The sequence below is a fragment of the Pseudomonas sp. JC1203 genome (assembly GCF_056175065.1).
In genome coordinates this window covers 103,954-118,438 of sequence record NZ_JBWCAM010000007.1, presented here as the reverse complement: position 1 = coordinate 118,438, position 14,485 = coordinate 103,954, and the positions used below count along the sequence as shown (strand labels likewise).

Here is a 14,485-nt window from a genome sequence, read left to right as displayed (position 1 = left end):
GCTATCGGCACGGCTGAAGCAGACTGAAGCCCACTGGTCCGACTTTTTGTAACCGGTTTCAGGGCGAATTTCGCCGTGGTGCGCGGGGTCTATGCTTGCAGGTAAGCATCTGCACGAGGAATGAACCATGAAACCTGCTCCTCGCACCCTGATCAGCCGTGAACCCTGGTGGGCACGGCCGCCCGCGCCCGGCCAGGATGAAAGCACCTGTGACTGGGGCTGGCTGGAGATTTATTCCGACCGCACCTTCCGGTTTGACCCGGTGCGGCCTACCGACGAAGAGATTCGCAACCGCAAGGGCTGCCGGGTGGCGCAAGAACCGCACTGATGCCCCGTAGCAGCTGCCGCAGGCTGCGTCCGGCCAACGCGTTTCAGCAGGCCCGCCGCCGGACGCAGCCTTCGGCAGCTGCTACGCGAATGCGTATTACAGCTTAGATCGCGTCGCCTGCATCGCGGCCAAGGCCGGCTCCTACCACGAGCGGGGTAGGAGCCGACTTTAGTCGCGATGCAGACGACACCATTCAAGACAGTTGCTGCTACGGGCCCAGTACCAGGTGCTCGGCAAGGAAATCGATGAAGGCGCGCAGCTTGGGCAATGGCTGCCGGCTGCCCGGCCACAGCAGCGAAAACGTTCCGCCCGCCTGCAGGCGCTCATCGAGGATGCTCACCAGCGTGCCTTCGCGCAGGTACTGCCCCACGGCGAAGTCCGGCAGGTAGGCCACGCCCAGGCCAGCCACTGCCGCGCCGATCAGCGCTTCGATGTTATTGAAGGTCAGCGTGCCTGGCAGGTTCAGCGGCGGCAGGCCTGCGCGGCCCTCGAAGGTCCAGGGCTGCAACTGGCCGTTGCTGTGGAAGCGGTAAAACAGGCAGGCGTGCGCGCTCAGTGCCTCCGGCGTGCCGGGGATACCGCGCGTGGCGAAGTAGCCGGGCGCACCCACCAGTACCAAGCGGAAGGTGCCCAGGGTGCGGGCCTTGAGGCGCGAGTCGAGGACGTCGCCACTGCGGATCACGGCGTCCATGCCGTCGGCGATCACGTCGACCATGCGGTCGCTGAAGTCCAGGTCCAGCTCGATCTCGGGGTAGCGGCGGGTGAATTCCGGCAGGATCGGCAGCAGCATCCGATACCCCAGCGCGGGCAGGCTGATGCGCAGGCGGCCACGCGGCACTTCGCGTTGGCGGGACAATTCGGCCTGCGCCTCTTCCAGTTCCGCCACCACCCGGCTGCAGCGGGCATAGAACAGCTCGCCGGCCTCGGTGAGGCTGATGTGCCGGGTGCTGCGGTTGAGCAGGCGCACGCCGAGGCTGTCTTCCAGCCGAGCAATGCTTTTACCCACCGCCGAGGCGGAAATTCCCAGGCGCTGGGCGGCGGCGACGAAGCTGCGCAGCTCGGCGGCGCGGACGAAAGCGGTCAAGCCGCTGAGGCTTTCCATAAGCACCCTTTGCGGACATTTTGTCCGGTTAGACGGGACGGCTGGCCTGTTTTTCCCAGGATCCCCGCCATCCTATCCTCGGGCCTTCGCTAATGGCTACAGGATGTTTCCCATGACTGCTCCTCACCCCTCGACTGCGCGTTACGGCCTGCTGGCCGTGTGCCTGGCCGGGATGATCTTGCCGCTGAGTTTCTCCGCCGGGGCCATCGCCACCCCGGCCATCGGCCACGACCTGGGCGGCAGCCCGCTGGCCCTGGCGTGGATTACCAACGCTTTCATGCTGACCTTCGGCAGCCTGTTGCTGGCCGCTGGCACCCTGGCCGATACCTATGGCCGGCGCCGCCTGTTCGTGGGCGGCGTGGCGCTGTACGTGCTGGTGTCGCTGGCCCTGGGCGCGGCGCCCAGCGTGGTGGTGCTGGACGTGCTGCGCGGCCTGCAGGGCGTGGCGGCGGCCGCGGCGCTGGCGGGTGGCTCGGCAGCGCTGGCGGACCTGTTCGACGGCCCGGCGCGCACCCGCGCCTACAGCGCGCTGGGCACCAGCTTTGGCGTGGGCCTGGCGTTGGGGCCGATGCTGTCGGGCTGGTTGATCAGCCAGTGGGGCTGGCGCTCGGTGTTCTTCACCGCCGCGCTGATTGGCAGCGTGGCCTTGGTGCTGGGCCGTCGCCACCTGCGCGAGTCCCGTGACCCGGCCGCCGGCCACCTGGACGGCCTGGCCACGCTGTTGTTCAGCGCCGCGCTGGGGTTGCTGACCTGGGCCATCATGCAGGTGCCGGCCAGTGGTTGGGCGAGTACGCAGGTGTGGGCCAAGCTGGTTGCCGCGGTGCTGTTGCTGGCGGCGTTCGTCGCCGGGCAACGCCGCGCCACGCGGCCCATGCTGGACCTGACGCTGTTCCGCTACCCGCGCTTCCTGGGCGTGCAGCTGTTGCCCATCGCCACTTGTTACTGCTTCGTGGTGCTGCTGGTGGCGCTGCCCCTGCGTTTCGTCGGCATCGAGGGCCGCAGCGAACTCGACGCCGGCCTGGCCATGCTGGCCCTGTGCGCGCCGATGCTGGTGGTGCCCGGCGTGGCGGCGTGGTTGACCCGCTTTGCCTCCGCCGGGGTGATCTGCGCCCTGGGGCTGGCCATTGCCGCCGCGGGCCTGTGGTGGCTGGGGCGTATCGCGCCAGGGCAGGGGGCCGGTGCCTGGGTGGCGCCGATGCTGGTGATCGGGATTGGCACCGGTTTGCCCTGGGGGCTGATGGACGGCTTGTCGGTGAGCGTGGTGCCCAAGGAACGCGCTGGCATGGCCACGGGTATTTTCAGCACCACACGGGTGGCGGGCGAGGGTATTGCACTGGCGGTAGTGACGGCGGTCAACAGCAGCTTGATTGCCCGGCAATTGCCGCAGGGCGGTGAGCAAGCGCTGACCCGCGCCGCACAATACCTAGGCGCCGGCGACCTGAACCAGGCCGCGCAGGCGTTGCCCCAGTTGCCCCGCGCGGCGCTGGTGCAGGCAGTGGCCAGCGCTTTTACCGAGGTGACCTGGGTGCTGATGGCCATTACCCTGGTGTCGGCCGCCGTGGTGCTGCTGTTCCTTGGCGAGCGCCATCTGCCGGATGAAACTGCAGCCGTGGCGGCCGAATCCGACTGAACCTGCGCGCGCGCCGAGCGGTCACTTGCATGTTGCCAACGACCCGACAAGGAGTCTGCCCATGCGGCCTCTGCACTTTACCAGCCTGACCTGCGCCGCCTTGCTGGTGGCTGCCTGCTCCACCCAACCCACGGCCATGTGGGGCGCGGGTGACGCCGCCGCCCGCCAGGCGCTGCCGCCTGACCAGGCGTACCCCGAGCTGTTCGAAGCGGTGCAACGCGACCAGGTGTTCAGCGACCAGAAACACTTCGTCGATGCCCTGCCCAAGCGTGACCCGGCGCGCATCCGCGCCGACTACCTGGCCCAGCGCGAGCGCGCAGGGTTTGACCTGAAAACCTTCGTCAGCGCCAATTTCATCGAGTCCGGTGAAGCCGAAAGCCCTGCGCCGAAACCCGGCGCACCGATCAAGGAACACATCGACAAACTGTGGCCGGTGCTCAGCCGCAGCTACAGCGAAGTGCCGCAATACAGCAGCCTGTTGCCGTTGCCGCAGCCTTACGTGGTGCCCGGCGGGCGCTTCCGCGAGATGTATTACTGGGACTCGTATTTTACCATGCTGGGCCTGGAGCAAAGCGGTGACAAGGCCCAGGTGCGGCAGATGGTCGACAATTTTGCCTACATGATCGACACCTACGGCCACATTCCCAACGGCAACCGCACCTATTACCTGAGCCGCTCGCAGCCCCCGTTCTTCGCCTACATGGTGGACCTGGAAGCGCGCATCGAGGGCGACCAGGCCTACGGCCGCTACCTGCCGCAGTTGCAGAAGGAATACGCCTACTGGATGCAGGGCGCGCAGACCCTCAAGCCCGGCCAGGCCATCGAGCATGTGGTGAAGCTGCCCGACGGCAGCCTGTTCAACCGCTACTGGGACGCCAGCGCCACGCCACGCCAGGAATCGTGGCTGCAGGACGTCAAGACCGCCGAGCAGGCCGCCGGCCAGCCCAAGCAGCAAGTGTGGCGTGACCTGCGCGCCGGCGCCGAAAGCGGCTGGGACTTCAGCTCGCGCTGGTTGGGCGACGGCAAGAGCCTGGCGACCATCCGCACCACCTCGATTGTGCCGGTGGACCTCAACAGCCTGATGTACCACCTGGAAAAAACCATCGCCAAGGCCTGCCAGACCACGGCAGACAGCGCCTGCACGCAAAGCTTCGAGCAGCGCGCGCAGCAGCGCCAGGTGGCGATCGAGGCGCACCTGTGGAACAGCGCCGGCGGCTACTACGTGGACTACGACTGGCGCGCCCAGCAGCCGCGCCCGGCCCTGACCGCGGCGGCGCTGTTCCCGCTGTACACCGGCCTTGCCTCCGACGCCCACGCCAAGGCCACCGCCGCTGCGGTGCGCACCGGCCTGCTGCGCCCCGGCGGCATCGCCACTACCCAGGTCAGCAACGGCCAGCAGTGGGATGAGCCCAATGGCTGGGCGCCGCTGCAATGGGTGGCGGTGCAGGGCCTGAGCCCTTATCAGGAAACCGGCCTGGCCGCGCAGATCGGCACGCGCTTCCTGCACCAGGTGCAAGACCTGTACAGCGTGCAGTCCAAACTGGTGGAAAAATACGACCTGTCGGGGTTGGGGCAGGGCGGCGGCGGGGGCGAATACGAGCTGCAGGACGGCTTCGGCTGGACCAACGGCGTGACCCTTAAACTGTTGCAAAAGTACTCGGCGACGTACACCGCCGGTAAATAGACCAACCGGTCGTAGCTGCTGCCGCCAGGCTGCGCTGACCCCCGGGTACGCTGGGCATCTCCAGTGAAAACGAGGGCCAGCGCAGCCTGGTGGCAGTAGCTAAAGGGCCGGGAAATTTTTCTCAATGAGCCCCATAGGCTCTTACAATTTACGCATCCGGTTACTCCCTCTCTAGGCTCTACTGGCGCTTCACATCATAAGATCCATGAGGGATTAACCATGAAAATCAAGACCTTATCCGGTCATGCGCTAAGCATGACGGCGTGGGCCATGCTGGCCTGTTGCCCGGCGTTCGCCAATACCCTGACCCGCGACAACGGCGCCCCGGTGGGCGACAACCAGAATTCGCAGACCGCCGGCGCCAACGGCCCGACCCTGCTGCAGGACGTGCAGCTGCTGCAAAAACTGCAGCGCTTTGACCGTGAGCGCATTCCCGAGCGCGTGGTGCATGCCCGAGGCACCGGGGTGCATGGTGAGTTCGTCGCCACCAGCAATATCAGCGAACTGAGCAAGGCCACGGTGTTCCGCCAGGGCGAGCACACGCCCGTGTTCGTCAGGTTCTCGTCGGTGGTGCACGGCAACCACTCGCCCGAAACCCTGCGCGACCCGCGCGGGTTTGCCACCAAGTTCTACACCGCCGACGGCAATTGGGACCTGGTGGGCAACAACTTCCCGACCTTCTTCATCCGCGACGCCATCAAGTTCCCGGACATGGTGCACGCCTTCAAGCCCGACCCGCGCACCAACCTGGATGACGACTCGCGCCGCTTCGACTTCTTCTCCCATGTGCCCGAGGCCACCCGCACCCTGACCCTGCTGTACTCCAACGAAGGCACGCCGGCCGGCTACCGCTTCATGGACGGCAACAGTGTGCACGCCTACAAGATGGTCAACGCCAAGGGCGACGTGCACTACGTGAAGTTCCACTGGAAGAGCCTGCAGGGCATCAAGAACCTCAACCCGGCGCAGGTGGCGCAGGTGCAGGCCAAGGACTACGCGCACATGACCCACGACCTGGTCAGCGCCATCAAGCAGGGCGATTTCCCGAAGTGGGACCTGTACATCCAGGTGCTCAAGCCGCAGGACCTGGCGAAGTTCGACTTCGACCCGCTGGACGCCACCAAGATCTGGCCGGACGTGCCCGAGCAGAAAATCGGCCAGATGACCTTGAACCGCAACGTCGACAATTTCTTCCAGGAAACCGAGCAGGTGGCCATGGCCCCGTCGAACCTGGTGCCGGGCATCGAGCCGTCCGAGGACCGCCTGCTGCAAGGCCGGTTGTTCTCCTACGCCGATACCCAGATGCACCGCCTGGGCGCCAATGGCATGAGCCTGCCGGTGAACCAGCCGCGCAATGCCGTCAACAATGGCAACCAGGACGGTGCCATGAACAGTGGGCGCACGGTCAGCGGCGTGAATTATGAGCCCAGCCGCCTGAACCCACGCCCGGCAGACCCCACTGCGCGCTACAGCCAGACCACCCTGAGCGGTAGCACCCAGCAGGCGAAGATCCAGCGTGAGCAGAACTTCAAGCAGACGGGCGAGTTGTACCGCTCCTACAGCGCCCAGGAGCAGCACGACCTGATTCAAAGCTTCGGTGAGTCGCTGGCCGGCACCGATGCTGAGAGCAAGGACATCATGCTGTCGTACCTGTACAAGGCCGATCCGGCCTACGGCACGGGCGTGGCGAAGGTGGCAGGTGGTGACCTGGCCAAGGTCAAGGCGCTGGCGGCGCAGTTGAGCGATTGACCTACGCGGTGTTCGGGACGCGGCCTGCGGCCACTGCTACGGGAATTCACCTCGTAGCAGCTGCCGCAGGCTGCGTCCCGGCACCTACGCCGGCAAATGCAACTGCGCGCACAAGCCGCCGCTGGCGCGGTTGCTCAGGGTCAGGGTGCCGCCGATGGCCAGGGTCAATTGCTGGGCGATGGCCAGGCCAAGGCCGGTGCCGCCGGTGTCGCGGTTACGCGAGTTCTCCAGGCGGTAGAAGGGCTTGAACACCTCCTGCAATTGCTCCTCGGCAATGCCGGGGCCGTTGTCCAGCACGTCGATGGTCACGCTGCCGTCGGCGGCGCGCACGCTGCCCAGGCTGACGTCGCCGGCGAACTTCAAGGCGTTGTCCACCAGGTTCGACAGGATGCGCCGCAACGCCTGGGGCCGGGTGTCGATCTGTGCCACGCTGTTGCCCGCCAGGGTCACCGGCTGGTTGACGTCCTGGTAGTCGAACACCAGGCTTTGCAGGAACGCATCCACGTCGATGCGGCAGCTGGCCTCGGTGGCGCCGTGGATGGTGCGGGCGTAGGCGATGCCTTCGCGCACCAGGTGCTCCATCTCGCTGAGGTCATGCCACAGCTTGTCCTTTTCCACGCTGTCGTCCATGAATTCTGCGCGCAGTTTCATCCGCGTCAGCGGGGTCTGCAGGTCATGGCTGATGGCGCCCAGCAGTTGCATGCGTTCCTTGAGGTAGGCGGCGATGCGATCCTGCATGGCGTTGAACGCCGAGGCCGCGTGGGTTACTTCCATGGGGCCGCTTTCATCCAGGCGCTGGCCGCTGCTGTTGGGGTCCAGGGCCTCGGCGGCGCTGGCCAGGCGGGTCAACGGCCGGGTGGCCATGCGCACCGCCAGCCAGGTGCAGGCCCACACCACCGCCAGCTGGATCAGCAGCATGATCGGCAGCCACTGCGGAATGGGCATGGAGGAGGGGTGCACGTCGATGGTCACCGGCGTGCCGTCGTTCAGCCGCAGGTGGGCCTGGAAGGTTTCGCGCGGGTCCACGGTATGGGTGAAATTGAGCCCGTGGCTGTTGCCCAGCCCGGTGAGAATGGCCTGGCCGGCGTGGGGCAATTGGTCAATTGGCAGCGCCCGGCCACCGTTGCCGTCGCCCAGCTCGAAACGGTACACCTGGCGCTCCAGGCGCGGTAGCCACTGGCTGCGCTGCTCGGCGGGCAAGTGGTCGAGAATCGCCACGCCGGTGGCCACATCGCGCTCCATGGTCTTGTGCATCATCGACTCGGAGCTCAGGTAGCGCTCCCAGTACTGCGCGCCGAACGACAGCCCATAGGCCAGCACCAACCCAGCGAGGAAAATCAGCGACAGCCGCGACGCCAGGGTGCGCGGCCACGGGAACCAGGTCCTCATGCCGGCGCCCCGAGCACCTGCACCGGCATGGAGAACACGTAGCCCTCGCTGCGCACGGTCTTGATATACGCCGGCTCGCGGGCGTCATCCAGCAGGCGCTGGCGCAGACGGCTCACCAGCAGGTCGATGGAGCGGTCAAACAGGTCGGCGTCGCGGCCCTGGGTCAGGTTCAGCAGCTGGTCACGGTTGAGCACCCGCTGCGGGTGGTCGAGAAACACGCGCAGCAACCGGTATTCAGCACCGCTCAGGGCCACCAGGGTGTCCTCGGCGTCAAGCAGGTGACGGGCGCTGGTGTCCAGCCGCCACTGGCCGAAAGCCAGCAACCGGCCGGCTTCGGTGACCTGCAGGTTGGGCGGCAGCATGCGCGTGCGGCGCAGCACGGCGTTGATGCGTGCCAGCAGTTCGCGGGCGGCAAAGGGCTTGGTCAGGTAGTCGTCGGCGCCCATTTCCAGGCCGATGATGCGGTCGGTCTCGTCGTTGCGGGCGGTCAGCATCAGCACCGGGATGGCCTTGTGCTTGCCGGCGCGCAACTCCCGGCACAGCAGCAGGCCGTCGTCGCCGGGCATCATGATGTCCAGCACGATAAGGTCCACCGGCGTGTCGTCCAGCACCCCGCGCATCTGCCGGCCGTCACCGGCGACGCTGGTGCGCAGGCCGTTCTTCTGCAGGTAGTTGCCCACCAGTTCACGGATCTCGCGATCGTCGTCGACGATCAGAATGTGGTCCACATGCTCCATGACAACTCCTCATTGGCCGGTTGCCGGCATTTTACCCAGCGCAACGGCCTTTGCCCGTCCGGCTTTGTATTCCAGTGTATCTGCCGCCACGCCAGACACACAGTGGTGCAAAACCCCTGTTTTCGGGGCCTTGCGTGACACATTGCAGATACCCCCAAGGCATTCAATAGCACCACGGCCACCCAACAGCAGTGGCCACCTTATAGCGAATTGAATGATTGAGGGCTTCACCATGAACATGAACATCAAAACCATCAGCGCCATCGCCGTGTTCGCCGCCACCAGCTTCGGCGCCGTCGCCGCCCAGGCCGCCACCGCGCCGGTGCAGGACAGCTACCACTATGGCCAGCACCTGGACATTCAGAAAGTAGTGGCCGACAACGCCGACAACTCCCTGACCTGCCAGGTGGTAGGCGCGCACATGACCTACCTGGACTCGCACAACCAGGAGCACGTGCTCAACTACCGCCGCATGGCCGAAGCCTGCAACCAGGGTGACTGAACCTGCGCTGAATGGCATCGGGCCCGTCGTAAAGACTCGGTAAAAGCGGTTGCCAGGGCAGGGTGCTTGGGAGGATTCTTGCCCTATTGACGCAGCCTGGCAGGGAATGACCATGAACCATTCGACTATCGGCCTGATCGCGCTGGTTGTGATTGCGATACTGGGCCCCGCTACCGTCCTCTACGACCTGCTGCGCGACAGCGGCGGCAAGCCGCACGTAGACAAGGAGGAGGGCGGTTCTCTATAGTTGGCAGCCTACTAGTTAGGCTGCTATCTATATGTCCACGCCCGCTTCGCCGCTTCCTCCCCGTGCGCCCTTGTGGCTGTTGGTGCTGATCACCATCAGCGGCACGCTGGCCATGCACATGTTCGTCCCGGCGCTACCCGCCGCCGCCACGGCGTTGGGGGTGGACAGCGCGGCGATGCAGCGCACCATCAGTATCTACATTCTGGGCCTGGCGTTCGGGCAGTTGGCCTATGGGCCGTTGTCCGATGGCCTCGGCCGCCGGCCGTTGCTGCTGGTGGGCCTGGGCCTGTACACCGTGGCCGGTTTCTGCGCGGTGTTCGCCGGCGACGTCCACACCCTGGTGTTCGCGCGGCTGGTGCAGGCCTTGGGCGGCTGCGCGGGGCTGGCCCTGGGCCGGGCCATCGTGCGTGACGGCGCGAAGCTGGATGACGCGGTGCGCGACCTGGCGCTGCTGAACCTGATGATGATGGTGGGCCCCGGCTTCGCCCCGCTGATTGGCTCGTTGATCAGCGAACACCTGGGCTGGCGGGCGATTTTCGTGGTGCTGGCCAGCCTGGGCGCGGTGACGTTGCTGTGCACCTGGCGGCTGCTGCCCGAAACCGGTTCGCCCACCGGCCAGGTCAGCGCCCGGGCGCTTGCGCGTGACTACGCGCAACTGCTGCGCTCGAAGGTGTTCCTGGGCTTCGCCATCGGCGGCGCGTGCATGACCACGGCTATCTACGCTTTCATCGCTGCTGCACCGTTCATTATCGGCACTGAACTGCACCGCCCCTTGAGCGAGGTGGGCATCTACCTGGGCATGCTGATTGTCGGCATGTCGTTGGGCAACGCCTTGACCCGTCGGTTGATCCGCAGTGTGTCGGCGGACCGCTTGTTGATGGTGGGGGCCTGGTTGAGCCTGGGCAGTGCCGTGGCGCTGTTGTTGGTGGTGGCCAGCGGCGCGGTGTCGGTGGCCTGGATTGTCGGGCTGGTGAGCCTGTTCGCCGTGGGCGCCGGCCTGGCCAGCCCCGCGGCCATGAGCCGGGCGCTGGGGGTGGATGCGCACCTGGTGGGGTCGGCGGCGGGGTTGTATGGGTTTGGGCAGATGGCGGTGGGGGCGTTGTGTACCTATGCGGTGGGCTTTGGCCGGGATCCGGCGTTGGCGGCGGGGGTGGTGCTTAGTACTGCGGCGTTTCTCGGGTTGGTGGCGTTTAGCCTGGGGATGGTGGCCCGGCGGGGCCGTGGCGCGCAGGCAGCTGCGCTGGTTTAAATACTGCAACAGCCATAACACCGCGTACTGCTGTTGATCTTGACCTTGATCCCGTGCGGCCTTTGATCTTGATTGTGTGCCCCATAAAGCGCCAGGGCCGACTGGAGGCGTTGGCCAAGCGGTCCACGGCGTAGCCGGGGAAGACGGAACCGGAGGCGCTTCTATTCCGGGCCGTCGGCCGCTTGGACGACGCCGGAGGGAGGGGACCCGCAGCGAAGCGTAGGGACCAAGCAGGGGCAAACCTTTTTTGGTTACTTTTTGGCTGGGCCGGCACACCGGGCGTTTGCCAAAAAGTGACTCGGCGTAAGGCCGAAAAGGTGATTTTGCATAAACTTCGGTAATGGATATGTCCATGGCCTTCGAATCTCGCTTCTGACGTCTTTGGATATATCCATTTTCGCGGTGATCCCACCGACCGTTTCGGCCTTACGCCGACTCACTTTTTTTCAGACGCCAAAAAAAGTAAGCAAAAAACGCTTGCCCCTGCTTGGGCCCTACGCTGCGCTACGGGTCCCCTCCTTCCGGCGCCGCTCAACGGGCAGACGGCACCCGCTAACAAAGCGGGCGGGCTACCGTCTCTTCGGCCTGCGGCCTCGGCCCTTCGGGCAGCCCGTTGATCGACGCCTCCAGTCGGCCCGGGCGCTTTACGGGGCATACAATCAAGATCAAGAGCCAGATCACAAGCAGATCAACAGCCAGATCAACAGCAGATCACAAGCCAGATCAACAGCCAGGTCACAGGCCAGATCAAGAGCGCGTCACAGGCAGATCAACCGCCGTCGCGCGTGGCACGGGGGGCGCCGTCAGGCTTCTTCCAGTGCCTGGACATGCAACGCCTCTGCCTTGCCCGGCACCTCAACCACAACCGGCGCAAAGCTTTCCGGATTGGCCATGCGCCACATCCGCGCATAAAACTCCGCGCTGATACTGTCCCCCAGCAACTCCCCCGGCGCCAAAAACACATGAATCTGCGAAAACAACCGCACCTCGGTAGTGGTCGTCCTGCGCACCAGGTGCTTGGCCTGCAACTGCGCCGGGTGGCTGAGCCCCGCCGCGCTGAGCATTTCGCCCAGCGCCGCCAGGGTGTTGCGGTGGAAGTTGTGCACCCGCTCGGCCTTGTCCGGCACATGCAGCGCGCGCTGTCGCAGCGGGTCCTGGGTGGCGACGCCGGTGGGGCATTTGTTGGTGTGGCAGCTCTGCGACTGGATGCAGCCAATGGCGAACATGAAGCCCCGCGCGGCGTTCACCCAGTCGGCACCGATGGCCAGCACGCTGGCGATATCGAAGGCGCTGACGATCTTGCCGCTGGCACCCAGCTTGATGCTTTGCCGCAGGCCGGCGCCCACCAGGGTGTTGTGCACGAACAGCAGGCCTTCGCGCAAGGGCATGCCGATGTTGTCGGTGAACTCGCGCGGCGCTGCGCCCGTGCCGCCTTCCTTGCCGTCGATGACGATGAAGTCGGGCTGGATGCCGGTCTTGAGCATGGCCTTGACGATGGCCATGAATTCCCACGGGTGGCCCAGGCAGAATTTGAAACCCACCGGCTTGCCGCCTGACAGTTTGCGCAGCGTGGCGATGAATGTCAGTAGCTCGGTCGGCGTGCTGAATTCGCTGTGGCGCGACGGCGACACGCAGTCACCGTCCATGCCCACACCGCGGGTCTCGGCGATTTCGGCCGTCACCTTGTGTTGGGGCAGGATGCCGCCGTGGCCTGGCTTGGCGCCTTGGCTGAGCTTGATCTCGATCATTTTCACCTGGGGCTGGCGCGCCTGGTCGGCGAAGCGCACCGGGTCGAAACGGCCGTTCAGGGTGCGGCAGCCGAAGTAGCCGCTGCCGATTTCCCAGATCAGGTCGCCTTCGAATTCGCGGTGGTAGGGGCTGATGCTGCCTTCGCCGGTGTCGTGGGCGAAGTTGCCCAGGCGCGCGCCCTTGTTCAGCGCGCGAATGGCGTTTGCGCTCAGGGCGCCAAAGCTCATGGCGGAAATATTGAACACCGAGGCGCTGTACGGCTGCAGGCAGGCCGGGCCGCCGACTACCACGCGAAACTGTTGCGGGTCGCAGGCGTCGCTGGGCAGCATGGAGTGGCTGATGAATTCGAAGCCGGGCTGGTAAACGTCGGTCAGGGTGCCGAAAGCTTTCTCCGACACCTGGTTTTTCGAGCGGGCGTAGACCAGCGAACGCTGGCTACGGGAGAAGGGCAGGCGCTCATCATCGCCTTCCAGCAGGTACTGGCGGATTTCCGGGCGGATTGTTTCCACCAGGTAACGAACGTTGCCCAGAATGGGGTAGTTGCGGCGCACGGCGTGGTGGCTTTGCAGCAGGTCATTGATGCCCACAAGGCTCAGCACCGTGGCCACGGCGAATGCGGCAAGCAGCCATCCACCGGCACTCAGCCACGGTATGCAGGCAATGGAAAATATCAGGCAAAAGGCAAACAGCGCATATCGGCCGAGTAGCGACGGTTTCATCAGACTCTCCATGAGGTGGCCATGAAACAGTGGGGCAGGCACACTCACACCGCCACGGCGCAGCAGGCTTTTAATTATGAGGGAAGTGCAACTAAGCGGAACAAGCGGGGTAAATCAGGTCGAGGTGCACAGTACACGAAGGGCCAACTGTGGTGCAGGCCTGAAGTTGGAAAAGACTGTTACGTGAATTGCAAGTAGTTGCGCGGCGCCCTTTATTGCAAAGGGCGCCGTGGGCCTTCAGATATAGATGAACGCCAGCACCAGCAAGGCGACTACCGCCCATTTCTCGGCATAGTAGCGGGTGCGGTTGCGTTTTTTCAGCGCCTTGCCACGCTCGCGCACCTTGTAGATGCGGCTGAACAGGCGGTTGATGCCACCGGTCTTGTCACCTTCGCTGTTGGGCGCCGCCGCTGCGGCCATCACGTTGAAGCTGAACCAGCGGTTGAACGCCGTGGCCCAGCGGTATTTCAGCGGCCGCTCGATGTCGCAGAACAGGATGATGCGGTTCTGGTCGGTCGTGTTTTCGGCGTAATGGATGTAGGTTTCGTCGAACATCACCGGCTCGCCGTCGCGCCAGTAGTAGTTTTCGCCATCCACGTTGATGTAGCAGCCCGGGTCGTTGGGCGTCGACAGGCCCAGGTGGTAGCGGTACGAACCGGCGTAAGGGTCGCGGTGGCGCACCAGGCGCGAGCCCGGGGGCAGGGCGGCGAACATGGCGGCCTTGACCGAGCCGATGCCGGCCAGCAGTTCGGTGGTGCGCGGGCACAGTTCGCTGGCCGAAGGGTGGCTCTCGCCGTACCACTTCAGGTAGAAGCGCTTCCAGCCGGTCTTGAAGAACGAGTTGAAACCCACGTCATCATGGCCAGCGGAGCGCTTGATTTCACCCATTTCCATCAGCCGCACGCCTTCCTCGCGGATCTCTTCCCAGTGTTGTTGCAATGGCGCAAGGTCGGGGAAGTCGCGGGTGTCCAGGTACGGTCGGGCGGGCAACTTGGAGAACAGGTAAAGGAACGCATTGACCGGCGCCAGGAAACTGGAATGGTCGCTCAGTTGGCGGGTGAACTTGTGCCGCACGCGCCCGCGAAAGTGCACGAAGGCGATGGAGCAAACGAATAGAGCGAGGATGATAAATTTCATAGCAGATCGTTTAAGTGGGACCGAATACCAGAGACCTGGCCACATTAATGTAGGAAAAGCAGAGTTCAAGACAAGGAAAGCGCCGCCCAGTATAACCGAACATTATGTCGGGGGAACTAGTGGGCGAAAGTCGCGGGTGACATTTTCCCCGCCATGATGTGGGTCACGGCGCCTGCCGATATGCCGAATTCATGACAATCTCTTCAGGAATGGCCCTGTGCCATTAATTGTCCCGAAAGCGACTCAAGTTTCCTTGGCGACTG

12 protein-coding genes are annotated in these 14,485 nt (G+C 64.8%); 7 read left to right on the top strand and 5 right to left on the bottom strand.

Features of this window, described 5'->3' with window-relative positions:
* Positions 1 to 127 precede the first annotated feature (127 nt).
* Positions 128 to 328 (top strand): hypothetical protein, encoded by a 201-nt coding sequence (locus tag AC0SZ7_RS12610; RefSeq protein ID WP_475504715.1) that lies wholly within the window; start codon positions 128 to 130, stop codon positions 326 to 328.
* A 208-nt stretch (positions 329 to 536) separates the two neighbouring features.
* On the opposite strand, the gene AC0SZ7_RS12605 is transcribed toward AC0SZ7_RS12610, so the two are convergent.
* Positions 537 to 1,430, bottom strand: coding sequence for a LysR family transcriptional regulator (locus tag AC0SZ7_RS12605; RefSeq protein ID WP_475504714.1), 894 nt, complete (start codon positions 1,428 to 1,430; stop codon positions 537 to 539).
* 103 nt (positions 1,431 to 1,533) lie between these two features.
* Between AC0SZ7_RS12605 and AC0SZ7_RS12600 the strand changes: the two genes are divergently transcribed.
* The 3 genes from AC0SZ7_RS12600 to katB all read left to right on the top strand — a co-directional run bounded on the left by AC0SZ7_RS12600 (position 1,534) and on the right by katB (position 6,493).
* Complete coding sequence (locus AC0SZ7_RS12600) at positions 1,534 to 3,060, top strand: MFS transporter (protein WP_475504713.1); 1,527 nt, start codon at positions 1,534 to 1,536, stop codon at positions 3,058 to 3,060.
* 61 nt (positions 3,061 to 3,121) lie between these two features.
* The gene (gene treA, locus AC0SZ7_RS12595) at positions 3,122 to 4,744 is read left to right on the top strand and encodes an alpha,alpha-trehalase TreA (RefSeq protein ID WP_475504712.1); all 1,623 of its coding nucleotides are present in this window, start codon (positions 3,122 to 3,124) and stop codon (positions 4,742 to 4,744) included.
* Between the two features lie 255 nt (positions 4,745 to 4,999).
* Positions 5,000 to 6,493: a catalase KatB gene (gene katB, locus AC0SZ7_RS12590; protein WP_475504859.1), complete on the top strand. Its 1,494-nt coding sequence runs from the start codon at positions 5,000 to 5,002 to the stop codon at positions 6,491 to 6,493.
* An 84-nt stretch (positions 6,494 to 6,577) separates the two neighbouring features.
* On the opposite strand, the gene AC0SZ7_RS12585 is transcribed toward katB, so the two are convergent.
* Together AC0SZ7_RS12585 and AC0SZ7_RS12580 are read right to left on the bottom strand one after the other, a co-directional pair.
* Positions 6,578 to 7,882, bottom strand: a complete 1,305-nt coding sequence (locus AC0SZ7_RS12585; RefSeq protein ID WP_475504711.1) for an ATP-binding protein — start codon at positions 7,880 to 7,882, stop codon at positions 6,578 to 6,580.
* Entirely contained in the window at positions 7,879 to 8,619 is a 741-nt protein-coding gene (locus AC0SZ7_RS12580; protein WP_416424543.1) for a response regulator, read from the bottom strand. The genes AC0SZ7_RS12585 and AC0SZ7_RS12580 overlap by 4 nt, the downstream gene beginning before the upstream one ends.
* Before the next feature lie 232 nt (positions 8,620 to 8,851).
* Here AC0SZ7_RS12580 and AC0SZ7_RS12575 point away from each other — a divergent pair, with 232 nt between their 5' ends.
* The 3 genes from AC0SZ7_RS12575 (at position 8,852) to AC0SZ7_RS12565 (ending at position 10,617) form a co-directional block, all read left to right on the top strand.
* Positions 8,852 to 9,121, top strand: a complete 270-nt coding sequence (locus AC0SZ7_RS12575) for a DUF2790 domain-containing protein (protein WP_475504710.1) — start codon at positions 8,852 to 8,854, stop codon at positions 9,119 to 9,121.
* A gap of 112 nt (positions 9,122 to 9,233) precedes the next feature.
* Complete coding sequence (locus AC0SZ7_RS12570) at positions 9,234 to 9,368, top strand: hypothetical protein (protein ID WP_475504709.1); 135 nt, start codon at positions 9,234 to 9,236, stop codon at positions 9,366 to 9,368.
* 31 nt (positions 9,369 to 9,399) lie between these two features.
* Positions 9,400 to 10,617, top strand: a complete 1,218-nt coding sequence (locus AC0SZ7_RS12565) for a multidrug effflux MFS transporter (protein ID WP_475504708.1) — start codon at positions 9,400 to 9,402, stop codon at positions 10,615 to 10,617.
* An 803-nt stretch (positions 10,618 to 11,420) separates the two neighbouring features.
* Here the strand turns inward: AC0SZ7_RS12565 and AC0SZ7_RS12560 are convergent.
* Together AC0SZ7_RS12560 and lpxO are read right to left on the bottom strand one after the other, a co-directional pair.
* Positions 11,421 to 13,085, bottom strand: coding sequence for an FMN-binding glutamate synthase family protein (locus tag AC0SZ7_RS12560; RefSeq protein ID WP_475504707.1), 1,665 nt, complete (start codon positions 13,083 to 13,085; stop codon positions 11,421 to 11,423).
* A 237-nt stretch (positions 13,086 to 13,322) separates the two neighbouring features.
* Positions 13,323 to 14,222, bottom strand: a complete 900-nt coding sequence (gene lpxO / locus AC0SZ7_RS12555) for a lipid A hydroxylase LpxO (RefSeq protein WP_475504706.1) — start codon at positions 14,220 to 14,222, stop codon at positions 13,323 to 13,325.
* Positions 14,223 to 14,485 lie beyond the last annotated feature (263 nt).